Source organism: Natrinema thermotolerans, from assembly GCF_031165565.1.
GTDB lineage: Archaea > Halobacteriota > Halobacteria > Halobacteriales > Natrialbaceae > Natrinema > Natrinema thermotolerans.
The window spans coordinates 1,736,578-1,760,108 of the sequence record NZ_CP101873.1 but is presented as its reverse complement, the minus strand read 5'-3'; the positions used below and the strand labels follow the sequence as shown (position 1 = coordinate 1,760,108).

Below are 23,531 nucleotides of genomic sequence, written 5' to 3'. Positions count from 1 at the left end.
GCCCCCGCCGCGGTTAAGAATGTTGGTATCGGCACTCGAACCGGCCGATACGGCCGATATCGTTGCTCACACTGGGGGCGCTCAGTCCGCGGTTCGGGGCCGGCTCGAGGGCGCGATCGAACCGCTTTGCTGGACGATATCGAGGGCGGTCATCACGTCGCTGCGCGAGATCAGCCCGACGAGGTCGCCGTCTTCGGGTCGGGCTTCGCCGAACGACCCGCCCGCGTCGGGGGTCTCGACGACGAGGAGTCGGCCGATCCCGTGTTCCTGCATCCGTTCGATTGCGGTCATCGCGTTCGAGTCCGGCGTGATCGTCTGCAGGTCGGTCGTCATCACGTCCGCGACGGTGTAGGCCTCCCGTTCGACCTGATCAATCTCGCGGGCGTCGGACAGGGTCACGAGCCCGACGAGGCCCTCGCCGGTCGCACTGCGTTCGACGACCGGGTAGCCGGTGTGTCGCTCCCGGAACATCCGTTCGATCAGCACCGCGACCGTCGTGTCGGGTTCGACCGTGTGGAGGTCCTCGACCGGCGTCATGATGTCGCCGACGGTGACGTCCTGAAAGGCCGCCTTCATCGTCACCTGCTGGGCCTCGCTCGAGGCGGCGATGAAGACGAAGAAGGCGACGCCGATGAGGATGATGTTCAGTGCGAACAGTCCAAACAGGCCCATGAAGACCGCGAACAGCTTCCCGACGCTCGCGGCCTGTTGGGTCGCCTGCGCGTAGGGGCGGCCCCGGGCCAGCAGCGCGCGCAGCACGCGGCCGCCGTCCATCGGGAACGCGGGGAGCATGTTGAAGACGGCGAGCGCGACGTTCAGAATCGCGAGATAGCCGAGGACGAACCGCGTCCCGCTAAGCAGTCCCGGCGATGCTCCGCCGAGGACTTCGGGCGTGAGGACGAAGAGACCGTAGGAGCCGATGCCGACGAGGACGCTGACGATCGGCCCAGCGATGGCGATGTTCAGTTCCTGTCGCCAGTCTTCGGGCATCTCCGAGAACGAGGCGATACCGCCGAACAGCCAGAGCGTGATCGAATCGATGGGGAACCCGTACCGCTGGGCGGTCAGCGAGTGGCCCAGCTCGTGAAGGACGACGCCGACGAACAGGCCGACAGCGGCTGTCAGCCCGAGGAGCCACGGAATCGGCCCGCCGGTGATGGCCCCGATGTCGATCCCGGCTCCCAGCACCTCGTTGAGGATCTCGGCGACGGGTTCGATCCGTGTGCCGATCAGGTACGCAAACAGCGGCAACACGAGCAAGAACGTGAGATCGAGCTTGATCGGGATCCCGAACAGCGAGCCGATCCGGAAACTTCTCATAGTCGTTTCTTTCGGCGGCGGACCCTTAAGCGCGCCGACGACTCGACGTTTGCGGTCGAAGCCGCGCGGCGCTCGAGCGGTTCGACCGCTCGAGCAGGCTATCGGGACATATAATTGCAATAATACTACCTAGCGTCTCGATACTATGCCTCCCATAGCGTTATATGCGAGTTCGTGGTTTCGTGTTCGTACACTGATGGAAACGACCACCCACTCACCGCGCGTCGACGAGCTACCGGCCGAACTCGAGTCCGCCCAGTCGAAACTGGTCTACCTCTACCTCGAGGCGGCCGGCGAAGCGACCGCGACCGACCTACAGCAGGCGCTTGGCCTCCGAAAACTGGCGATTCTGAGCGTCGTCGGCTCGCTCTCGAGCCGGGGGCTGCTCGAGGAAACCGAGGCCGGCTACGTGACCGCGGCCGCCGCGACCGACCCGATCACGGCTTGACATCCTCCCCGCGCTAAAGCGCGAGGATTCCTCCGTTGGGGGTTCGGCTACCGACCCACGGAGGCAACTTGCGGGTTCGTGCGCACTTCTTTGGGACCTTCATGAGGGTATGGTTTCCCCGACCAGTCGTGGTCGTCCCACTCGAATCGCACGGGCCGTGCCATCGGCCTGACTTCGCAATCGCTGTTTTCTCGAAGGAACGTCTCTGACGCTGTGAGGTCGGCGTGCCCCTCGAACCCACACGGACACGACAGCGTATCCTCGTGGCGAACCGTCTCCTCGTGGTCGCCACACTCAGGACACGTCTGACTCGTCCATGCTTCCGACTCGACTTCGAGAGAGATGCCGTACTCCACACAGACACACGCGAGACGGTGGATGAACTTCTTGAACGCCCAGAAGTTGTGCGTCTTCTCGTTCACCCTGTCCGACCAATGTGTTTCCAGCACGTCGGTCAAATCGCCCACGTACACCGTCGCCACGCCCTCGTCGTACAACCGTTCAACGAGGTCACGCACTAGCGCGTTCTGCGCGTGGTCACGGCGCTTCGTCCGCTGTCGGTACAGCCGTCGAATCCGCTTGGAACTGTAGCGTCCCTCTCGGAGTTTCGACTGTAGGCGGGCAATTTCGTTGGTCGTCTCGCGGAACCGTCCGAACAACTCACGACCGTCGTAGAGGTACTGGGTACCAGTAGTTGTGGAACACGCGACGAGATTGTTCGCGCCAACATCGAGGGCGGCTTCTTCGGAAGCCAGTGGTGAATCCAGTCGAGAATCAGGGACAGTGACTGGTTGAAAAGCCCTGAACGTGTCGCTAACCCCGTCGTACTCGAGTTCCAGACGACCCTGTTCGCCGTTCCACTTCGGGTTGCCTCGGACTTCGAGGCGGAGTCGTTCGTGGTAGCCGAGTCCGTATTCGTCTTTCAGTTCTTGCCCGACAGGAATTTCGAGACGGCTACGATCGCCCCACTCAATCGTGTACTGGTTGTTGCGGATGTAGGTACGGAGTTCGCGTCCGTCTTCCTCGTTGCCCCAGTACGACGGTGGGTTGGCGTCCTCGCCTTTCTCTTTGAGGGCGAAGAACGACCGCCACGCTTCGCTGTTCTTGCGCGTGACCTGTTGGACGGTCGCGCTTCCGACGACGCCGTTGTAGCGCCCTCGATACTCGGAAGTGTCCCACACGTCGCCGTCACCGAAGTAGTTCTGACGACGTTCGTAGGTCAACTCGTTCCACAGAGAGGCGGAGGCGTCAAGTAGCCGTAGGAGGCACTCTTTGTCGTTCTCGGTCTGTGGAACCACCTCGAAGGTGTTGACGCGCTTCATTCGCCGTCACCTTCCTGTTCAGCGATGTACTGTTCGACAGCGCCCTTCGAGGCGCTTCCCGCTGTTCCGACGTAGTACGAACGAGTCCACTTCACGCGGTCATCGTACCGCTGATTGTACTTGCGGGCGGAGATGCCCTTCACCCAGTTGACGATGAGTGACGGGGCGTTCTTCGGTGGACTCCCGATGAACAGGTGTACGTGGTCAGGCATGACCTCGGACTCGGCCAGTTCGAGGTCTTTGTCGTCACAGATTTCCGCGAAGATGGTTTCGAGACGTTCCTTCGTCTTCTCCGTCAGGTGCGAACGCCGATACTTCGGCACGAACACTATGTGGTAGTAGAGTTCGTATTTCGCGTGACGGGTACTCTTTACCATCTATGCATACTATTACGGTCAGATGATTAAAGACTGCGTTGGAACCCCGTCTATGCCATCGTCGGCGGTTGAATACTGTTGGTCGTAACTCCCCGACAGCGACGGACGCGGCGCTTCGAAGCCTTTATCCGCTCGGTGGGCTTCCGTTTTCGTAAGTAACCACCATGTCCGACAAACCTGCCTCCATGTACCGGGAGATCAGTAAGCCGGCCTACACGCGCCGCGAATACATTACCGGCATCCCGGGTTCGAAGATCGCACAGCACAAGATGGGCGACGCCCAGGCAAACGCCGAGGACTACCCCGTCCAGATCAGCCTCATCACGGAAGAAGAGGTCCAGATCCGCCACGGGAGCCTCGAGGCCTCGCGCCTCTCGGCGAACCGTCACATGCTGAAAAACGCCGGCGAGAACAACTACAAGATGGTCCTGCGCAAGTTCCCCCACCACGTCATCCGGGAGAACAAGCAGGCGACGGGCGCAGGGGCAGACCGTGTCTCCGACGGGATGCGCCAGGCCTTCGGGAAGATCGTCGGCACCGCCGCTCGCATCGACGCCGGCGAGCGCATCTTCACCATCTGGTGTGACGTCGACGACGCCGAGTTCGCCAAGGATGCCCTGCGGCGCTCCTACAACAAGATCTCGCCGCCGTGTCGCGTCGTCGTCGAGCGCGGCGAAGAGCAGCTGATCGCGTAAAACGAAGTTTTGCTCTGCGGGCGCGGCGAAGCCGCGCCCTCGGCAAAAATTCGATTAAAAGCACTCCTCCCTCCGTTCACTCGCTCCTGATAGTCGCTCGTTCACATCGGTTGTCGGCCCGCTCGTTCGCTTCGCTCACTCGCGGTCGGTACCGGTGAGCGCCTGCCCTCCCCCGGGTTGTGCGTCTCTCGCAGTCGCTCGAGACGCACTCCCGGCCACTGCGGTTTGATTCCGGATCGCCGCCTCGAGCAGTTTTTTGCCTCCCTCGCCCCGAGTCCCACGTATGATCGATCTCGCGGTCGCGAACGACCAGGAGACGTTCGGGCGGATGCGAGAGCCGCTGGCCGAGCGGGGGATACGGGTTCATCACGTGCCCGCGAGCGAGCGCGTGATCCCGCTGGGGGACGACGCGCCGTGGGCGGCCGGCGACTACGACGTCGGCTTCGTCTACCCCGGCCGGCTCATGGAGGGCGGGGTCGCTGACGCCCTGCTCGAGATCCCGTGGCTCAACGACCACGAGGCCGTGTTGACCTCGCGGAACAAAGCCGAGGTGCTGGCCCGCCTCGAGCGGGCAGACCTCCCGGCGCCGCGGTCGGTCTACGTCTCGAACGACGTGAGCGAGGACGAACTGGCGGCGGTCTTCGACCGCTTCGAGCCGCCAGTGGTCGTCAAGCCCAACTCGACGACACGGGGGACTGGCGTGGCGAAAGCCCACGACCTCGATTCCTTCCTGGGGATCTGTGACTACCTCTCGCTGGTCCACGACTACCGGGCGACCGGCGACCGTTCCTTTCTCGTCCAGGAGTACCTCCCGAACGCGACGGACTACCGCGTCATGGTCCTCGAGGGCGAGTACGTCGGCGCGGTCGAGCGGCGACTACCCGACGACGCGATGCAGGAGGGCCAGTGGAAACACAACGTCCACCGCGGGGCCGAGGCCACCGGCGTCGATCTCCCCGCGGAGTGGCGCGCCCTCGCCGAATCCGTCGCCGCCGAACTCGAGATTCCGTTTCTGGGTGTCGATCTGCTCGAGACCGATGACCGGCTGGTAGTCAACGAAACGAACGCCCGACCGACGATCGACGCCGAGACGAAGTACGAGCCGGACTTCTACGACCGGCTCGCGGCTGCGATCCGCACGGCTGCGGAGTGACGGTCGTCGGAGCGCCGACTGGTCGTTCGAAACGCGGCCTGAAATGCTGCGCTTCCACGTACGCATACGGATGGAGATGCGGTGGCGCGCGCTGTCGACTGCCTGAACGATAGTGAAGGCAGTCGAGGACACCGTGCGAGGGATGAGCGAGGGAACGAAGTGACTGAGCGTTAGCGCGGAACCGACGGTTCCGCGAACCATACGAACGGGCACTTCGTGCCCGTGAGTAGAAATCGGCTGGGGAGGGCGTGGCCATTCAGTATTGCCACGATAGCAGGACGCTTTCTGCCCCAACCGTGTCAAAAGGGATCGTTCCATTTCCATTAGATCCCGCCGATCCGCCCGTCTTGCCCGTGAACTCCACAATCAGTTAGCCATAGAACCAGCTCCGAACGCCCAATGACGAGACGGAAAACGAGGGGTCGACCGCGACTGCCCGACTACTCGAGACTGATGTCCGAGGACTGTTCGGCCTGCTCGAAGACGACCTCGAGGACGCCGTTGTTGTAGGTCGCCGAGGCGGTGTGTTCGTTCACGGGCGACGGCAGGGAGACGCGCTCGTCGTACTGGCGGTGGTCGCTTTCCGCGGAGATAGTCAGGGTCGTCCCGTCACACTCGAGTTCGATGTTGTCCTTCTCGACGCCGGGGAGGTCGGCGACGACGCGGACCTCGTCGTCGGTCTCGTGGATGTCGACGTGGGTGTCCATGCCGAAGCCGTTGTCGACGTCGCTCGAGGAGTCGAAATCGACGTTTGCGTCCGCGCCGTTCATCATCTCGTTCATCATCCGCTCGATCTCGCGAAACAGGTCGTCGAAGGGTTCGTCGCGGTCGTCTCGGCGCATGTGGCGGTCTAGGGGACCGCGTGGCAAAAACTTTCTGTCGTCGCTATAGGAGCGGTGGCCGCGTCCGACCGCCGGCGGCCCGACCCGACGTCGTCCCGGCGTTCTCGACGCCTCGAGCGGGCCTCGACGTCAGTTTGAGAACCGGCGTTCGATCGCGTCTACAGTCCGATGCCGAGCGTCTCGTTGGTCGTTTCGATGCTCTCGGCGGCGTCGGCGCTGCCGGTCACGGCGCGGATCGCGTCGACGTTCTCGGGCACGACGTCGCTCTCCTGGTGGATCCCCTGGAAGAGATAGAGGTCGTCGCCGACGGTCGAGATCGACTCCTCCCAGATGCAGTTCTCCCAGATGTCGCCGCGCGGACGGCCCGCGTCCATCGCGTACTCCTTGAGCTTGCCGCTGCCGTCGATGTCCATCCGCTCGGGGATCAGGAACAGGCGCGACTCGTCGGCCAGCAGCTCGCGGACCTCGGCGGCGTCGACCTCCGCCTCGAGAGTCACGTTGAGGCTGTGCATGTGCATCAGCGTCGCGGGCACCTTCATCCCGAGCGTGTCGATGTCTAAGTCGTCGAAGATGGTCTCGACGTCGGGGCCGTGGTGGGACGGAATGGTGACCGGGTTCGGGAGAATGTCGTTGATCGGACCGCGGGAGGTCTGGCCGGGGTCGCCGCCGCGTCGAACCAGCGTCGCGCGGACCTTCTCGACGCCGTATTCCTCGCGCAGCGGGGCGATGATCCGCGAGAGCCCGGTCGTGTTACAGGAGACGACGCGGACGTGGTCGGCGTCGGCGGCGTCCTCGAAGTTCGAGCGCGCGTTGAAGCTCGTGTCGACGAGGTCGGCGTCCTCGCCGCCCTGATAGAGCGCCGGGGTGTCGTACTCCTCGTAGAGGGCCTTGTTCTGGGCACCGATGCCCGACGGCGTGGCGTCGACGACCACGTCGGCCTCGGCCACGAGGTCCTCGACGGGGCCGGCTATCTCGAGGCCGGCCTCGTCGAACAGGTGTTCGCGCTCCTCGACGGCCGCGTACAGCGGGAACCCCTTCTCGACCGCCGTCTCGGCCTCGAAGTTGGGGCGGGTCTTCGCAACGCCCAGTACCTCCATGTCGGGCTGCTGTCGGACCGCGTCCGCGACGCGTTTGCCGATCGTGCCGTAGCCGTTGATCGCGACCTGTTGCATATGCTCGGGAGTGGACCACCGAGCGGGATAATCGTTTCGAGCCGTCACAGTCGACGTTTACTCGGATCGGAGTTTTCGATCCCTCTCGAGGCCGATCTCGGCGCTCGGACGGCGCGCTCGAGCCGCCGGCCTACCGCGCCGGGACCGTGCGGACCGCGTGCCGGCGACGGGCCGAGGGCAAGACATATCGGCCCGCTTACCCCAGGGTAGTGTATGGCAGCACTTCGATCGGCGGCGGAGACGGCCGTCCGTCAATGTCTGGCTCTCGACGCGGCGGAGTCGTGTGCGATCGTCACCGACGACAAGCGCGAGCGGATCGGCGAGGCGCTCTACGAGGTCGCCTCCGAGATCACCGACGACGCCGTGATCGTCAGGTATCCGCCGGGCGACACGCACGGCAGCGAGCCGCCCGAGCCCGTCGCGGCGGCGATGGCCGGGGCCGACGTGGTTCTGGCACCGACGACGAAGAGCCTGAGTCACACCCGCTCCCGGACCGAGGCCAACGAGGCCGGGGCACGGGTCGCCACCCTGCCGGGGATCACCGAGGACGTGTTCACGACGGGACTCGAGGCTGATTACGAGTCGATCGCGGCCCATTGCGAGTCGGTCCGCGAGCAGGTCGCCGACGCCGACGAGATCCGGGTCACGACCGAAGCTGGGACCGACATCACCTTCGGCGTCGCCGGGCGGCGGTGGCTCTCGGACACCGGCATCGTCCACGAGTCCGGCGAGATGTCGAACCTGCCCGCGGGCGAGGTGTTCATCAGCCCCGAGACCGCCGACGGCACCTTCGTCGTCGACGGGACGATGCGGCCCCACGGGCTGCTCGCGGACGGCCAGCGGCTCACCTTCGAGGTCGAGGACGGCCTCGTCACCCGCATCTCCGACGACGAAATCCGCGAGACCGTCGAGGGCGCGGCCGAAGACGTCGGCGACGCCGCGCACAACCTCGCGGAGCTGGGCATCGGGACGAACGTCGCGGTCACCGAACTCGTCGGCTCGGTCCTGCTGGACGAGAAGGCGGGCGGGACCGTCCACATCGCGATCGGCGACGACGCGGGGATCGGCGGCGACACGGACGCGCCGATCCACCTCGACGGCATCCTCCGCGAGCCGACCGTCTACGCCGACGGCGACCCCATCGATCTGCCGACGCCGACCGACGCCTGACCGGCTTCGATGCGTGCCGGAAGTGTGCGAATATAGTGGATTCAAGTGATGGTGCCGTGTGGCCCCAATCATGAGCGATTCTCGAGCGTACGACATTCGGGGTCTCGAACTGACCGACGACCGCTACACGGTCGAGCAGGGACTCGTCCGGAACAAGTACAGAGCCCTCGATAGCGACGGCAACACCGTCCTCAAGGGGAAGCAGAAGATGCTGAAGATGAAAGACGAGTTCCCCTTCGTCGACGGCGAGGGCAACGAGGTCTTCACCGTGAAAGCCGGCGGGATCCTCGACGTCGCGGGCAACTACGTCCTCACCGACGCCCGGACCGGCGAGGACCTCGTGGTTCTGGACAACGACTACTCGCTGTTGCAGGACACGTGGACGATCCGCGACGCGACGACCGAAGAGAAACTGGCCGCCATCGCTTCCCGCGGCGCGATGGTGACGCTGGTCCGGAACGTCGTTCCGTTCGGCGAGCTGATCCCGCACAAGTACGAGATCACCGACCAGTCGGGCGCTCACGTCGGCTCGATCGACGGCCAACTCGGGCTCCGTGACCGGTACGAGATCTCCATCGACGACGCCAGTTCCGTCCCGAAAGAGCCGATCGTGGCCGCGGCGATGGTCATCGACGCGATCCAGGACAACTGACGACCGCCGTTCGAACGGGCGCGACGGGTTCAATCGCCTTTTCAGTGCGTAGCGTCTAGACAGCCTATGAGCGAGACACCGGATCGGGTTCCGACGCCCTGTCCCTCCTGTTCGCCGGACCTCGAGACGGTCCATGAGGTACTGACGGAAGGCGGCGGCACCTACACCGTTCGTTGCAGCGAGTGCAGTCACGTCCACAAGGTCCAGCCCGACAGCGAGCGCGAGGTCACGATAGACGTCGTCGTCTCCCAGGGCGGCGAGTCCTTTACTGCGAACGTCACCGCGCCCGAAGACGAGTCGATCGAGGTCGGCGACGAGTTCATCTTGGAGACCGAGGAAGTCCTCTCGACGGTTCGCGTCACGAGCGTCGAACTCGACGGTCACAAGCGGGTCGATGAGGCACCCGCGGACGAGATCGAGACCGTCTGGACCCGCGAGGTCGACAACGTGGCGGTCAACGTCACCGTCCACCCGCAGGACGGCTCGAAAGACGACAGCCGCTCCATTACGGTCCAGGTGCCCGGCGACTACGAGTTCGAGGTCGGCGCGGTCGACTCGTTCGGCGACGACGAGTTCGAGATCGACGCCTTCGTCGTCCGCGGCGACGCCGAGGGCTACCGCCGAGACCGCTTCGAGGAACCGGGCGACACCGGCTTCGCGAAGGACATCAAGCGCGTCTACGCCTACGACGAGCAAAGCAGCGCCTGGTCGGCCTGGTAGTCGGACGACATCACGAACCGTCCGGTTCGTGTCGGTCTCCCCACTGGTACCGACCGACGGGTTCTGCCTCGAGAGTCAAACCCGATCCCGTCAGCCGCGGCTCCGGTCGGTGCCGGTACCTGCTACCCGACCGCATACGTGGCCCGAGCCCGTACCCCCGACCATGTCCGACAGCTACGAGGCCGCCCGTCGGCGGATGCTCGAGACCGTCGCGGCCCGCGTCGACGACGACCGCGTCCTCGCGGCCCTCGAGGCGGTCCCGCGCCACGAGTTCGTCCCGCCGGACCGCCGGGACGGCGCCTACGCCGACCGACCGCTCCCGATCGGCGACGGGCAGACGATCAGCGCGCCGCACATGGTCGCGATCATGGCCGACCTGCTCGCGGTCGAGCCCGGCGACGCGGTCCTCGAGATCGGCACCGGCTGTGGCTACCACGCGGCCGTCACGGCCGAACTGGTGGGCGACGAGGGCGTCTACAGCGTCGAGTACAGCGCCGAACTGGCCGACCGGGCCCGCGAGCGACTCGCCGAACTGGGCTACGACGGCGTCTCGGTCCGGGTCGGCGACGGCCGCGAGGGCTGGCCGGCCCACGCGCCCTACGACGCCGCCTACTTCACCTGTGCCGCCGCCGAGTTCCCGGCTCCAGTCGTCGAGCAGGTCCGGCCCGGCGGACAGCTGCTGGCCCCCGTCGGCACCGGCCGCCAGACGCTCGTCGACGCGACGAAACTCCCGGACGGCTCGCTCGATCGGACCGAGCGCGGCGGCGTCCGGTTCGTCGAGATGCGCGGGTGACTGCCCCACCCTACTCGATCGCGCTCGCTGAGGAAGGGGGGAGTAGCGTCTCACTTCAGCTAACCGTGTGACGGCGTCCCCGCGCAAGCGCGCCATTCATAACCGCCGCCCCGATAGCTGACGTATGGACCCCGCGGTACTGCGCGAGGACATGGTCGACGGCCTCGAGTCCCCGCCCAGGGACGTACTGGGCGACGAGGACGTGGCCGTCGCGATGCGCGACGTCCCGCGCCACGCGTTCGTCGACGACGAGCGGACGGCCTACGCCGACCGCGATCACGAGGCGCTCGGGACGCGCGTCCTCGCCCCCAGCACCGTCGCCCGCCTGCTACAGGCGCTGTCCCTCGAGGCCGACCAGACGGTGTTGATCGTCGGTGCCGGCGTCGGCTACACCGCCGCCGTGACGGCCGAGATCGTCGGCGAGACGAACGTCCACGCCGTCGACATCTCTCGCCCGTTAGTCGTCGCGGCTCGAGGCAACCTCGCCGAAGCGGGTTACGAGGGCGTCCTCGTCGACCGCCGCGACGGCGCGGACGGCCTCCCCGAGTACGCGCCCTTCGATCGCATCCTGCTCGAGGCGGCCGCGGTCGATCCGCCCCGCGCGCTGCTCTCGCAGTTGACCGACCGCGGCCGGCTCGTCTTCCCCCGTGGCACTCAGCGACAGCGTCTCGAGGCCGTCTCGAGCGACGGCGGGATCGACCGGTTCGAGCCGGTTTCGTTCGATCCGCTCCTCGTGGAGGGCGAGCAGTCCGGCGCGGTCGAGCGCAACCGGACGACGCGCGAGGACCGCGAGCGCGCCCAGCGACGCGCCGAATCCCGCCGGGGCTGGGAACACGACTGGATCGAGTGGGAGGACGCAGGCGACGGGCAGTCCCGGCGACGAACGTCCCGTTGACGTCGTTGTCCTATAGTGGCCACTGAACGTCATTGTACACCTGATCGCACGACAGCGTCGCGATCAGTGTGTGAATCGTTTCAGTGGCTACGATAGCGCACGGCCAGTCGCACCGTTTTGCCGGTCGGTTTCGCCACTGATGCGGTCCGACGTCGCTGTCGCTGAACGGGTCGTGTCGGGAAAGGGGGTGGGGAAGGGGGAAAGGGGGTGGGGGGTGGCGACAGTCTGTCTCGTATCGCCACTTACGGATACGTGCCGGTTGGGGTTAAGAATGGCTTCTAATCTATTAGTGCTGCTGAAGCATCGATACTAATCAGTTAGTACCGTATTAGACAATAACTACTGGCAGCTACTATCCACCGTCGGGTTCGGGCGTCCATCCGACTCGATCGTCGGCACGAATGGCGAGAACCAGCGGTCTCTCTCGAGCGCGAGTTCGGCGAAAGGGTGGGGGGATTGGGGGTGGCGACAATCGATTGCGGATCGCCGGTCGTCGAGACGACCCGAGATTACGTAAGTATAGTCACTAATTCTTCGGTGTCGACACCGAACGGATACTATAGTAGCCGCTGAAACGGGTTACACACTGATCGCAACGCTGTCGTGCGATCTGGTGTGCAATGACTTTCAGCGGCTACTATAGTCAGGTAGAACTCCCGTCGAACGCCAACGAAACGAGCTTTCGTTCGGCCGCCCGGAGGTGGTAGTGGTAGGTCGGCGGCGACACGTCCAGTGCGTCCGCCAGCTCCTCGCCGGTACTCTCGCGCGGCCACTCGAAGAACCCGCTGTAGTGGGCCGCCTGCAGCGCTTCGAACTGTTTGTCGGTGAGTCGCTCGGCCAGATGCGTATCGAGCTGTCGCGCCGATATCGTCCCCGTCCGCTCGCGTTTGGCCACCAACTCCGTCTCGGGATACGTCTCCCCGATCGCCTCGACCAGCGACCGGGTTTCGACCCCCTGTGGCACCTCGAGGACGAGCGTCGCCGTCCCGCCCTCGGCCGTCGCCATCCGTATCTGTACGTCGTACGTCCGTACGACGTCGAGAAACGGCGTCGACGCGACGGTGAGTTCGAACAGCCGTTCGTCGTCGCCCTCGGAGACGACCGACAGCGTCTCGACCGACGCCCAGTCGGCCTCGAGGTCGGTCAGCGACGCCGTTGCCGGCGCGCTGATGAAAAGCACGATGCCGTCCTCACCGCGATCGACCACGCCCTCGAGCGTGATCGGCCCCGCGCTCGCGGCGTGGTCGGAGAGGCGGTTGAGTAACAACCGCGAGTCACCGATCGCGAGTTCGAGTTCGAGGCGGCTGTCGGTCACCATCGCGCGGGTCCGTTCGACCGACCGGATCGCGTGGCCGATCGTCTCCCCGAGTTCGCCGAGGACCTCGCGCTCGCTCTCGCCGACCGAATCGGCCCCCGCGACGTGGACCACCAAGGCGCCGTACCGGCGCTCGTCGGCGACCAACGGCACGCCGAGGACCGTCTGATAGCCGTAGGTCAACGCCTCCTTGCGCCGCGACTGCCACCCGTCGGCCTCGAGGACGTCCCGGACCGTCCGGACGCCGTCGCCCTCGAGCGTCTCCCGGACCAGTCCGATCTCGGGTGCGCGCTCCCCGTCGTCGCGGATCCGGTCGATGTAGGCGGCGTCGATGCCGGCCCAGCCGGTCGGTGCGGGCGGGTCGTCGTCGCTCGCGGCGATCCAGGCGAAGCGATACCGGTCCGTCTCGGCGAGTCGATCGCAGACGGTCACTTCGATTTCGTCCCGCGTCGACGCCTGTGCGATCCCGTGATTGATCTCCCGGACGATCTCGTTCGTGTGATTGAGTCGGGTCAGCTCCTCGTTTTGCTGGGTCAACGTCCGGTCGTGATCCCGAAGCAACTGCTCGCGCTCGGCGCGATCCAGTGCGGCCTCCGTGTTGGCCCCCAGGATGTGCAACAGCTCCGTCATCGTCTCGTCGAATCCGCCAGTCCCCTCCGTTCCCGCGACTAACACGCCGTGGGTTCCAAGCGGTACGATCGCCTCGCACCGACTCACCGCCTCGATGCCGTCTCCGCGAGTGACGTCCGTGTAACAGGCACTTTCCCCTTCGGAGAACACGTCCCAGACGAGCCCCTCGCCCCGCTCAAAGCGCGTCTCGGGATCGCCCAACTCCAGTGACTGCCCCGTCGATGCTGCGTGTTCGAGAACGCCCGCGGTCGGCTCGAACGCGTAGGCCGCGGCGACGGCTACCTCGAGGATCTCGTCGGCCGTCTCGACCGCCGACCGATAGATCTCGTCTTTGGTTTCCGCGCGCATCAGGTCCCGCGTCGTCTCGTGAAGCGTCGTCAGCGTTCGCTCGTACCGGCGCTCGCTCTCCCGGAGTTCCGTCTCGGTACGGTACTGGGCGACGGCGTTCGTGATCTGGTTGGCCAGCAGGGCATACTGCTTCGTGCCCGACTCTTTCTGGCGGTACTGTGTGACCCCCGCCGCGATCGCCTCGCTGGCGATCTCCTCCGATCCCCGCCCCGTAAAGAGAATAAAGGGGAGATCCGGATCGTCCTCGCGGACCCGCTCCAACAGCTCGAGGCCGGTCATCTCCGGCATCTCGTAGTCGCTGACGATACAGTCGACGTCCTGCCGCTCGATGACTGCCAGCGCCTCCCGGCCGTTCGTCGCCGCCTCGGCGACGATCGACTCGCGTTCGCGCTCGAGCATCTCGCCGGTGAGGTCCGCGAATCCGGGTTCGGTATCGACGATGAGTACGGTGATCGGGTTCGTCATTGCCTTGGACGCTACTCCTCGTTTTCCGACGTATTGGTGAGCGGGGACTAAATGATTAGCATTCCGTTCGGGCCGACTCGAATTATCTAGTGTCCGCATCGGTCGCGGGAGTCACGGCAGCCGCCCATCGAACTCGTACTCCGAAGCCCAGTTGATCGCAGGGTGATCGATCTCGCCGTCGAACCGCAGCTCCATCTTCTGTGCCGTCGCTTCGGCCGCGTCGATGCAGTAGAATCGTTCGGTCCCGGGATAATAGACGAGGAACGCGTCGACCGAATCGTGATACGTCGTCTCGTGGTACTGTCCGTCCCGCGTCATCTGGGAGTGCGTGTTGAATCGCAGCGTTTCCGGCTTGTTCGACCAGCCGGTCTTACACTGAATCCGCGTGAGTTCGGAGCCGTCGTCGGCGATGAGGTCGTACTTATCGTTATCGCCGAACGGAATCGAGACGCTGTACCCGTGGGCGACGAGCGTCGCGATGGCCCTCGCTTCGGTCTCGTTACCGATCGCTTTCGAGTTTCGCATGCTGCGATTCGCCGTCCGTTGGCAGAAAAACGATCGGACGGGACACCTTCCTCGCGGCCAGTAAGCTGACCGCTCGTGGACGTTGAGATTGGAAAAGCGCCCGAGGCGGGATTTGAACCCGCGTCACAACCGTGACAGGGTTGTATGATGGGCCACTACACCACCCGGGCTCGCAACTCTTCGTTTCGCCGTCGGAGTATTAAGGGTTTTGTTCCCCGACCGTTTTTGATACTGACTGACACGTTATTCTCGCGGGTCCCGTAACAGCGTACCGTGTCGTCTATATAATGTGTCTGCCGGTGGCAACTGTGACACGGTGCAGTTACTCGAGTGAGCGTTCGATCCGTTGACCCGTCTCGTTGTGATCCTCCATCGCGACGTTCTCCGCTTACGGCGTCGGGGTCGTCTTTGCGTGATACGTAGCGCTACACATTGCTGTCGGTTAGTTCATGAAAAACGCCCGAATACCGCTGTTCCGATCCCGGACTACTCGCGGCCAGTAAACTGGTCGCTGGTGGAAGTTGAGATCGGAAAAGCGCCCGAGGCGGGATTTGAACCCGCGTCACAACCGTGACAGGGTTGTATGATGGGCCACTACACCACCCGGGCTCGCAACTCTTCATTTCCCGGTTACAGTATTAAGGCTTTTCAATCGAACCCCGTGTGGTACGGTCAATCGATCCATGATCGCCGCCTCGAGCGCCCCTCTCGCCAGTATCGTGATACCGGATCACACGACCCACAAGGAATATAACTGAGAACCGGCTACTCTCGAGTGTGATCGTTCGCTCCGGTCAGGTTCGCCCGGCCGGGTAGCCCTGCTTGTGCCCCGAGTTAGTAACCGTTAAATGGTTCCCGCCGCTATCTGTCTGTAGTATCTCGTGACAGCCGCTTCTCTCCCGATAGCAGACACGCACACCCACACATGGTAGACGTAAGCCAACACGAACTCGTTCCGGAGCATACCGTCCTCGAGGACGACGAACTCGAGGAAGTGCTGACGGAATACAACATCGATCGTACAGATCTGCCGAAAATAAAGCGCAACGACGCCGCGCTCCCCGACGACGCGGCGGTCGGCGACGTCATTCGGATCGTACGCGACTCGCGGACGACCGACCAGTCAGTCGTATACCGACTCGTGGTGGAATAAATGGCAATGGAACTCAACCGCGACAAACGACGAGAGATCTCGCGCGAATATTTCTCGAAGGAACGGATCGCCGAACACCACTACCGCTCGTTCAACGCCTTCCTCAACCGGGGGATGCAGGAGGTCGTCGACGAGAAGGCGACGATCGACACGGACATCGGTGACAAGGAAGGCGAGGAGCCGGTCCACGTCGAGCTGGGCGACGTCCGCGTCGTCACGCCCCGCGTCCGCGAGGCCGACGGCTCCGAGGAACTGCTGTACCCACAGGAGGCCCGCCTCCGGAACATCACCTACTCCGCGCCCGTCTTCATGGAGATGTCGATCGTCAAGGGCGAGGAGGGCGACCAGCGGGTCGTCGACTCCACGGAGACGAAGATCGGTCGGATGCCGATCATGGTCGGCTCCGAGAAGTGTAACATCGCCGGCTTCTCCGACGAGGAACTCATCGAGATCGGTGAGGACCCAGCCGACCCCGGCGGCTACTTCATCGTCAACGGCTCCGAGCGGGTCCTGATGACCAGCGAGGACCTCGCACCGAACAAGATCCTCGCCGAATACGACACCAAGTACGGCGACGAGATCCAGGTCGCCAAGACGTTCTCCCAGCGCCGTGGCTACCGCGCCCTGGTGCTGTGTGAACGAACACGGGACGGCCTGCTCGAGGTATCGTTCCCGTCGGTCTCGGGCTCGATCAATTTCGTCACGCTCGTGCGCGCCCTCGGACTGGAGTCGGACGAGGAGATCGTCCACAAGGTCTCGAACGACCCCGAGGTCGTCAAGTACATGCTCGAGAACTTAGAGGAAGCGGAGGTCCAGACCGAAGAGGAGGCCATCGAGGAACTGGGCAAACGCGTCGCCTCCGGGCAGGGCAAGAACTACCAGCTCAAGCGCGCGAACTACGTCATCGACCGCTATCTCCTGCCGCATCTCCACGAGGACGGCGTCGAGGAAGAGGACGTCCGCATCAACAAGGCCCACTACCTCTGTCGGATGGCCGAAGCCTGCTTCGAACTCGCCTTGGGCCGGCGCGAGTCCGACGACAAGGACCACTACGCGAACAAGCGGCTGAAGGTCAGCGGCGACCTGATGAAGGACCTGTTCCGGACCGCGCTGAACAAGCTGGCCCGGGACGTCAAATACCAGCTCGAGCGCGCGAACATGCGCAACCGGCAGCTCTCGGTCAACACGGTCGTCCGCTCGGACGTCCTGACCGAACGGCTCGAGCATCCGATCGCGACGGGCAACTGGGTCGGCGGCCGCTCCGGCGTGAGCCAGCTGGTCGACCGGACCGACTTCATGGGCGTTCTCTCGCACCTGCGTCGCCTGCGCAGTCCGCTCTCGCGCTCGCAGCCGCACTTCGAGGCGCGGGACCTCCACGCGACCCAGTGGGGTCGCATCGGTCCCTCCGAGACGCCGGAGGGTCCCAACTGTGGGCTGGTGAAGAACTTCGCCCAGTCGATGGAGCTGTCCCAGAACGTCGAGGACGAACAGGAACTCAAACGCGAACTGGCATCCATGGGGGTCGAGGGCATTCCCGGCCTCGAGGGTATCGAACGAACGGCGGCCTCAGGGGACGACTAAATCATGAGCAGCCAAGAACGAGAGGCGAAAGTCTACGTCAACGGATCGCTGGTGGGGACCCACCCCGATCCGCACGAACTCGCAGAACAGATCCGAGAAGCACGACGCATCGGCGACGTCTCCGAGATGGTCAACGTCTCGGTCAAAGACCGCACCCGCGAAGTGATCGTCAACGCCGACGCCGGCCGCGCGCGACGACCACTTCTGGTCGTCGAGGACGGCGAACCGCGCATCTCCGAGCAGGAAATCGAGGCGCTCCAGGAGGGTGATCTCGAGTTCGAAGATCTGGTCGATCACGGCTACATCGAATTCATCGACGCCGAGGAGGAAGAGGACATCCTCGTGGGCGTCGACGAGGACGATCTGACCGAGAACCACACCCACCTCGAGATCGACCCGTCGCTGATCTTCTCGATCGGTGCGGGGATGATCCCCTACCCCGAACACAACGCCAGCCCCCGCATTACGATGGGGGCGGGGATGATCAAGCAGTCGCTCGGCCTGCCGAGCGCGAACTACCGCATTCGGCCGGACACGCGCCAGCACCTGCTGCATTACCCGCAGCTCTCGATGGTCAAGACCCAGACGACCGAACAGATCGGCTACGACGAGCGGCCCGCCGCCCAGAACTTCGTCGTCGCCGTGATGAGCTACGAGGGGTTCAACATCGAGGACGCGCTGGTCATGAACAAGGCAAGCGTCGAGCGTGCGCTCGCTCGCTCCCATTTCTTCCGGACCTACGAGGGCGAGGAACGCCGGTATCCGGGCGGCCAGGAGGACCGCTTCGAGATCCCCTCCCAGGACGTCCGCGGGGCCCGCGGCGAGGAAGCCTACAATCACCTCGACGAGGACGGACTGGTCAACCCCGAGACGACGGTCGACGAGAACTCCGTCCTGCTCGGGAAGACGTCCCCGCCGCGATTCCTCGAGGAGCCCGACGACATGGGTGGACTCTCACCCCAGAAACGACGCGAGACCTCCGTCACAATGCGCTCGGGCGAGTCGGGGATCGTCGACACCGTCACGCTCATGGAGGGCGAGGACGGCTCGAAGCTCTCGAAGGTCTCGGTGCGTGACGAACGGATCCCCGAACTCGGGGACAAGTTCGCCAGCCGCCACGGCCAGAAGGGGGTCGTCGGCCACCTCGCACCCCAGGAGGACATGCCCTTCACCGAGGAAGGTGTCGTCCCCGACCTCGTGCTGAACCCCCACGCCCTGCCGTCCCGGATGACCGTCGGCCACATCCTCGAGATGATCGGCGGCAAACTCGGCTCGATGGAAGGTCGCCGCGTCGACGGGACGCCCTTCCTCGGCGAGGACAAGGACGAACTCCGTGAGGGGCTCGAGGAGGCCGGCTTCGATTCCGCCGGCAAGGAGACCATGTACTCGGGCATCACGGGCGAGAAGATCGAGGCCGAGATCTTCGTCGGCGTGATCTTCTACCAGAAGCTCTACCACATGGTCTCGAACAAGCTGCACGCCCGCTCGCGCGGGCCGGTGCAGGTGCTGACCCGCCAGCCCACCGAGGGGCGGGCCCGCGAGGGCGGGCTCCGTATCGGGGAGATGGAACGCGACGTGTTCATCGGCCACGGGGCGGCCATGACGCTGAAAGAACGACTCCTCGACGAATCCGACCGTGAGTTCATCCACGTCTGTGCCAACTGTGGGATGAGCGCGGTCGAGAACGTCGAACAACGGCGTGTCTACTGTCCGAACTGCGACGAGGAGACCGATATCCACGAAATCGAGATGAGCTACGCGTTCAAGCTCCTCTTGGACGAGATGAAGGCGCTGGGTATCGCACCGCGACTCGAACTGGAGGACGCCGTCTAACCCATGCAAGACACGACACCCAAAGACATCGGAGCGATCAACTTCGGGCTCATGGAGCCCGAGGAGTACCGGGAGATGAGCGCGACGAAGATCATCACCGCCGACACCTACGACGATGACGGCTTCCCCATCGACATGGGGCTGATGGACCCGCGGCTGGGCGTCATCGACCCCGGCCTCGAGTGCAAGACCTGCGGGAAGCACTCGGGTTCCTGTAACGGCCACTTCGGTCACATCGAGCTGGCCGCGCCGGTGATCCACGTCGGCTTCACGAAGCTCATCCGACGGCTCCTGCGTGGCACCTGCCGGGAGTGTTCCCGCCTGCTGCTGACCGAGGACGAGCGCGACGAGTTCCACGACCAGCTCGACGAATCGCGGAAGCTGAGCCGGGATCTCAACGACGTGACCAAGGCGGCGATCCGGCAGGCTCGCAAGAAAGACCGGTGTCCGTTCTGTGGCGAAATCCAGTACGACATCGATCACGAGAAGCCCACGACCTACTACGAGGTCCAGCAGGTCCTGACCAGCGAGTACTCCCAGCGCATCGCCGGCGCGATGCAGGGTGACGAGGAAGAGGGCATCGAGCGGACGACGCCGGACGAACTCGCCGAACAGACCGAGATCGAGCTGACTCGAGTCAACGAGATCCTCTCGGGCTCGTTCCGCCCGCGCGAGAGCCAGCGCAAGGCCATCGAGAAGGCCCTGGACATCGACCTGACCGAGGAGGACACGAACAAGCTGATGCCTTCCGACATCCGGGACTGGTTCGAAGCGATCCCGGACGAGGACATGGAGGTTCTGGGGATCAACCCCGAGCGCTCCCGTCCCGAATGGATGATCCTCACCGTCCTCCCGGTACCGCCGGTCACCGCGCGGCCGTCGATCACGCTCGACAACGGCCAGCGCTCCGAGGACGACCTCACGCACAAGCTGGTCGACATCATCCGGATCAACCAGCGGTTCATGGAGAACCGCGAGGCCGGTGCGCCCCAGCTGATCATTGAGGACCTCTGGGAACTACTTCAGTACCACGTCACCACCTTCATGGACAACGAGATCTCGGGCACGCCGCCGGCACGACACCGTTCCGGACGGCCCCTGAAGACCCTCTCCCAGCGACTCAAGGGCAAGGAGGGTCGCTTCCGGGGCTCGCTGTCCGGGAAACGTGTGAACTTCTCCGCCCGAACCGTCATCTCGCCGGACCCGACCCTCTCGCTCAACGAGGTCGGTGTTCCCGACCGGGTCGCAAAGGAGATGACCCAGACGATGAACGTCACCGAGCGCAACGTCGCGGACGCCCGCCGGTTCGTCTCGAACGGCCCGGAAGGCCACCCCGGCGCGAACTACGTCCGACGACCGGACGGTCGTCGGCTGAAGGTGACCGAGAAGAACTGCGAACAACTCGCCGAGAAGGTCGAGGCCGGTTGGGAGGTCAACCGCCATCTGATCGACGGCGACATCGTCATCTTCAACCGGCAGCCGTCGCTCCACCGGATGTCGATCATGGCCCACGAGGTCGTGGTCATGCCGTACAAGACGTTCCGGCTGAACACCGTCGTCTGTCCGCCGTACAACGCCGACTTCGACGGCGACGAGATGAACATGCACGCGCTCCAAAACGAGGAGGCCCGCGCCGAAGCGCGTGTCCTCATGCGCGTCCAAGAGCAGATGCTCTCGCCGCGGTTCGGTGAGAACATCATCGGGGCCATTCAGGACCACATCAGTGGGATGTACCTCCTGACCCACGACAACCCCCGATTCAACGAGACGCAGGCACTGGACCTGCTCCGTGCGACCCGGATCGACGAACTGCCCGACCCCAGCGGCGTCGACGACGAGGGCGAGCCGTTCTGGACCGGCTACGACGTCTTCTCCGAACTGCTGCCCGACGATCTGAACCTCGAGTTCACGGGCACAGTCGGTGACGAGGTCGTCGTCGAAGACGGCCAACTGCTCAAAGGGACGATCGCCGAAGACGAGGTCGGCGAGTTCGGCGGCGAGATCGTCGACACGATCACGAAGGTCTACGGCAACACCCGCGCCAGAATCTTCGTCAACGAGGTCTCGACGCTGGCGATGCGTGCCATCATGCACTTCGGGTTCTCGATCGGGATCGACGACGAGACCATCCCCGGCGAAGCACAGGCCCGCATCGACGAGACCATCGAGGACGCAAATGACCGCGTCGAAGAGTTGATCGAGGCCTACGAGAACAACGAACTCGAGAGTCTCCCTGGTCGAACGATCGACGAGACCCTCGAGATGAAGATCATGCAGACGCTCTCGCGTGCGCGTGACAACGCGGGTAACATCGCCGACGAGCACTTCCAAGACGACAACCCCGCCGTCGTCATGGCAAACTCCGGTGCGCGTGGGTCGATGCTCAACCTGACCCAGATGGCCGGCGCAGTCGGCCAGCAGGCGGTTCGGGGCGAGCGAATCAACCGCGGCTACGAGGACCGAACCCTCTCTCACTACGAGCCAAACGACCTCTCGGCCGAGGCACACGGCTTCGTCGAGAACTCCTATACGAGCGGGCTCACACCTCGAGAATTCTTCTTCCACGCGATGGGTGGCCGCGAGGGCCTGGTCGACACGGCAGTCCGGACCTCGAAGTCCGGCTACCTGCAGCGGCGGCTGATCAACGCGCTCCACGAACTCGAGACCCAGTACGACGGCACCGTCCGGGACTCGAGCGACACCATCATCCAGTTCGAGTTCGGCGAGGACGGCACCAGTCCCGTGAAGGTCTCCTCGGACGATGACAACGACATCGACGTCGAGCAGATCGCCGGCCGCGTGCTCGACTCCGAGTTCGACTCCGAGACGGAACGAGACGAGTTCCTCGGCACGCGACCCGCGCCGACGAACCTCTCGGAACACGCCGACGATCGACTGACCGACGGCACGGAGGTGACCTCCGATGACTAACGTCGAGTACGCCGTCGACGACGACACGATCGCGGTCGTCGAGGACACCGATCTGCCCCGCCGGCTCAAAGACGAGGTCTACGAGACCCTCGAGGATCGCGGCGACGCGACCGTCGAGGACGCCGACGAACTGGCGAAGGCTGTCGAGACCCGGTATCTCGACACCCGCGTCGATCCGCTCGATCCAGTCGGTACCGTCTCGGCCCAGTCGATCGGCGAACCCGGGACGCAGCTGACGATGAACACGTTCCACTACGCCGGCGTCGCCGAGATCGACGTGACCCAGGGGCTGCCCCGGCTGATCGAACTGGTCGACGCCCGGAAGACCCCGGACACGCCGATGATGACCGTCTACCTCGAGGGCGAGTACGCCACCGAGCGCGAGAAGGCCCACGAGGTCGTCTGGAAGATCGAGGCGACGAAGATCCTCGCGCTGGGTGACGTCTCGACGAACGTCGCTGACATGCGCGTCCAGATCTCGCTCAACGAGGACACCCTCAAAGAGCGGATGATCACGCCCGACGAGGTCGCGGGGATCATCGAGGACTCGCTGGGCGTCCAGACGGTACAGCAGGGCACCGAGATCCAGTTCGGCCCCGAGGAGCCGTCCTACCGGGACCTCCTCCAGCTCGTCGAGGAGCTGCGCGACATCACGTTCAAGGGAATCGAGGACATCTCCCGCGTCGTCATCCGCCGTGAGGAACTGGACAACGGCAACGAGGAGTTCGTCCTCTACACCGAGGGGTCGGCCTTCGGCGACGTCTTGGAGATCGAGGGCGTCGACGCCTCACGAACGACGTGTAACAACATCCACGAGATCCATCGAAACCTCGGCATCGAGGCGGCTCGCGAGGCCATCATCGAGGAGACGAACAACACGCTGGCCGAGCAGGGTCTCGACGACGTCAACGTCCGTCACCTGATGCTGGTCGCGGACATGATGACCAACCGCGGCGAGATCGAGTCGATCGGTCGCCACGGGATCTCGGGCTCGAAGGAGTCCGTGCTGGCCCGCGCGGCGTTCGAGGTGACGGTCAACCACCTGCTCAACGCCGCGATCCACGGCGAAGTCGACGATCTCGACGGCGTCACGGAGAACGTCATCGTCGGCAAGCCGATCAAGCTCGGCACCGGCGACGTCGATCTCCGGATGGGGTCGACCACCTCCGGCAGCGGTCAGGCCGACTGATC

Annotated in this window: 20 protein-coding genes and 2 tRNA genes; 13 read left to right on the top strand and 9 right to left on the bottom strand. The window is 64.5% G+C overall.

Annotated features, from left to right (window positions below):
• Window positions 1–81: 81 nt before the first annotated feature.
• On the bottom strand, window positions 82–1,320 hold the full coding sequence (locus NP511_RS09100; RefSeq protein WP_049965438.1) for a CBS domain-containing protein: 1,239 nt from the start codon (window positions 1,318–1,320) through the stop codon (window positions 82–84).
• Between the two features lie 196 nt (window positions 1,321–1,516).
• Between NP511_RS09100 and NP511_RS09095 the strand changes: the two genes are divergently transcribed.
• The gene (locus tag NP511_RS09095) at window positions 1,517–1,768 is read left to right on the top strand and encodes a hypothetical protein (protein ID WP_049965439.1); all 252 of its coding nucleotides are present in this window, start codon (window positions 1,517–1,519) and stop codon (window positions 1,766–1,768) included.
• Between the two features lie 47 nt (window positions 1,769–1,815).
• Here NP511_RS09095 and NP511_RS09090 read toward each other — a convergent pair whose 3' ends face one another.
• Together NP511_RS09090 and tnpA are read right to left on the bottom strand one after the other, a co-directional pair.
• Entirely contained in the window at window positions 1,816–3,090 is a 1,275-nt protein-coding gene (locus NP511_RS09090) for an RNA-guided endonuclease InsQ/TnpB family protein (protein WP_049965440.1), read from the bottom strand.
• Window positions 3,087–3,467: an IS200/IS605 family transposase gene (gene tnpA, locus NP511_RS09085; protein WP_006649773.1), complete on the bottom strand. Its 381-nt coding sequence runs from the start codon at window positions 3,465–3,467 to the stop codon at window positions 3,087–3,089. The genes NP511_RS09090 and tnpA overlap by 4 nt, the downstream gene beginning before the upstream one ends.
• 164 nt (window positions 3,468–3,631) lie before the next feature.
• Between tnpA and NP511_RS09080 the strand changes: the two genes are divergently transcribed.
• A complete protein-coding gene (locus NP511_RS09080; protein ID WP_006182876.1) occupies window positions 3,632–4,162 on the top strand; it encodes a 50S ribosomal protein L16 in 531 nt (176 codons plus the stop codon).
• A gap of 283 nt (window positions 4,163–4,445) precedes the next feature.
• Complete coding sequence (locus tag NP511_RS09075; protein ID WP_049965441.1) at window positions 4,446–5,315, top strand: ATP-grasp domain-containing protein; 870 nt, start codon at window positions 4,446–4,448, stop codon at window positions 5,313–5,315.
• A gap of 440 nt (window positions 5,316–5,755) precedes the next feature.
• On the opposite strand, the gene NP511_RS09070 is transcribed toward NP511_RS09075, so the two are convergent.
• Window positions 5,756–6,157 (bottom strand): Hsp20/alpha crystallin family protein, encoded by a 402-nt coding sequence (locus tag NP511_RS09070; RefSeq protein WP_049965442.1) that lies wholly within the window; start codon window positions 6,155–6,157, stop codon window positions 5,756–5,758.
• 158 nt (window positions 6,158–6,315) lie between these two features.
• Complete coding sequence (locus tag NP511_RS09065; protein WP_049965443.1) at window positions 6,316–7,329, bottom strand: type II glyceraldehyde-3-phosphate dehydrogenase; 1,014 nt, start codon at window positions 7,327–7,329, stop codon at window positions 6,316–6,318.
• A 213-nt stretch (window positions 7,330–7,542) separates the two neighbouring features.
• Between NP511_RS09065 and NP511_RS09060 the strand changes: the two genes are divergently transcribed.
• The 5 genes from NP511_RS09060 (at window position 7,543) to NP511_RS09040 (ending at window position 11,559) form a co-directional block, all read left to right on the top strand.
• The gene (locus NP511_RS09060) at window positions 7,543–8,499 is read left to right on the top strand and encodes an aminopeptidase (protein WP_049965444.1); all 957 of its coding nucleotides are present in this window, start codon (window positions 7,543–7,545) and stop codon (window positions 8,497–8,499) included.
• A 70-nt stretch (window positions 8,500–8,569) separates the two neighbouring features.
• Entirely contained in the window at window positions 8,570–9,151 is a 582-nt protein-coding gene (locus NP511_RS09055) for an LURP-one-related/scramblase family protein (RefSeq protein WP_049965445.1), read from the top strand.
• A 66-nt stretch (window positions 9,152–9,217) separates the two neighbouring features.
• Window positions 9,218–9,871: an HVO_0476 family zinc finger protein gene (locus NP511_RS09050; protein ID WP_049965446.1), complete on the top strand. Its 654-nt coding sequence runs from the start codon at window positions 9,218–9,220 to the stop codon at window positions 9,869–9,871.
• 163 nt (window positions 9,872–10,034) lie between these two features.
• Window positions 10,035–10,664 (top strand): protein-L-isoaspartate(D-aspartate) O-methyltransferase, encoded by a 630-nt coding sequence (locus NP511_RS09045; protein ID WP_049965447.1) that lies wholly within the window; start codon window positions 10,035–10,037, stop codon window positions 10,662–10,664.
• A 124-nt stretch (window positions 10,665–10,788) separates the two neighbouring features.
• Window positions 10,789–11,559: a protein-L-isoaspartate O-methyltransferase family protein gene (locus NP511_RS09040; RefSeq protein WP_049965448.1), complete on the top strand. Its 771-nt coding sequence runs from the start codon at window positions 10,789–10,791 to the stop codon at window positions 11,557–11,559.
• A 643-nt stretch (window positions 11,560–12,202) separates the two neighbouring features.
• Here the strand turns inward: NP511_RS09040 and NP511_RS09035 are convergent.
• The 4 genes from NP511_RS09035 to NP511_RS09020 all read right to left on the bottom strand — a co-directional run bounded on the left by NP511_RS09035 (window position 12,203) and on the right by NP511_RS09020 (window position 15,451).
• Window positions 12,203–14,317, bottom strand: coding sequence for a bacterio-opsin activator domain-containing protein (locus tag NP511_RS09035; protein ID WP_049965449.1), 2,115 nt, complete (start codon window positions 14,315–14,317; stop codon window positions 12,203–12,205).
• A 111-nt stretch (window positions 14,318–14,428) separates the two neighbouring features.
• On the bottom strand, window positions 14,429–14,842 hold the full coding sequence (locus NP511_RS09030; RefSeq protein WP_049965450.1) for a group I intron-associated PD-(D/E)XK endonuclease: 414 nt from the start codon (window positions 14,840–14,842) through the stop codon (window positions 14,429–14,431).
• Window positions 14,843–14,939: 97 nt separating this feature from the next.
• Window positions 14,940–15,012, bottom strand: a tRNA-Asp gene (locus NP511_RS09025).
• Window positions 15,013–15,378: 366 nt separating this feature from the next.
• Window positions 15,379–15,451 (bottom strand) — tRNA-Asp (locus NP511_RS09020).
• A 316-nt stretch (window positions 15,452–15,767) separates the two neighbouring features.
• On the opposite strand from NP511_RS09020, the gene NP511_RS09015 reads away from it, so the two are divergent.
• From NP511_RS09015 to rpoA2, 5 genes are read left to right on the top strand one after another with little or no spacing between them, the layout of a single operon-like run.
• A complete protein-coding gene (locus tag NP511_RS09015; RefSeq protein ID WP_006649783.1) occupies window positions 15,768–15,995 on the top strand; it encodes a DNA-directed RNA polymerase subunit H in 228 nt (75 codons plus the stop codon).
• Window positions 15,996–17,576, top strand: a complete 1,581-nt coding sequence (locus NP511_RS09010) for a DNA-directed RNA polymerase subunit B'' (protein WP_049965451.1) — start codon at window positions 15,996–15,998, stop codon at window positions 17,574–17,576.
• A gap of 3 nt (window positions 17,577–17,579) precedes the next feature.
• Complete coding sequence (gene rpoB, locus NP511_RS09005) at window positions 17,580–19,409, top strand: DNA-directed RNA polymerase subunit B (protein ID WP_006649785.1); 1,830 nt, start codon at window positions 17,580–17,582, stop codon at window positions 19,407–19,409.
• 3 nt (window positions 19,410–19,412) lie between these two features.
• Window positions 19,413–22,340: a DNA-directed RNA polymerase subunit A' gene (locus NP511_RS09000; protein WP_049965452.1), complete on the top strand. Its 2,928-nt coding sequence runs from the start codon at window positions 19,413–19,415 to the stop codon at window positions 22,338–22,340.
• Window positions 22,333–23,529: a DNA-directed RNA polymerase subunit A'' gene (gene rpoA2 / locus NP511_RS08995; protein WP_049965453.1), complete on the top strand. Its 1,197-nt coding sequence runs from the start codon at window positions 22,333–22,335 to the stop codon at window positions 23,527–23,529. The genes NP511_RS09000 and rpoA2 overlap by 8 nt, the downstream gene beginning before the upstream one ends.
• Window positions 23,530–23,531: the final 2 nt, after the last annotated feature.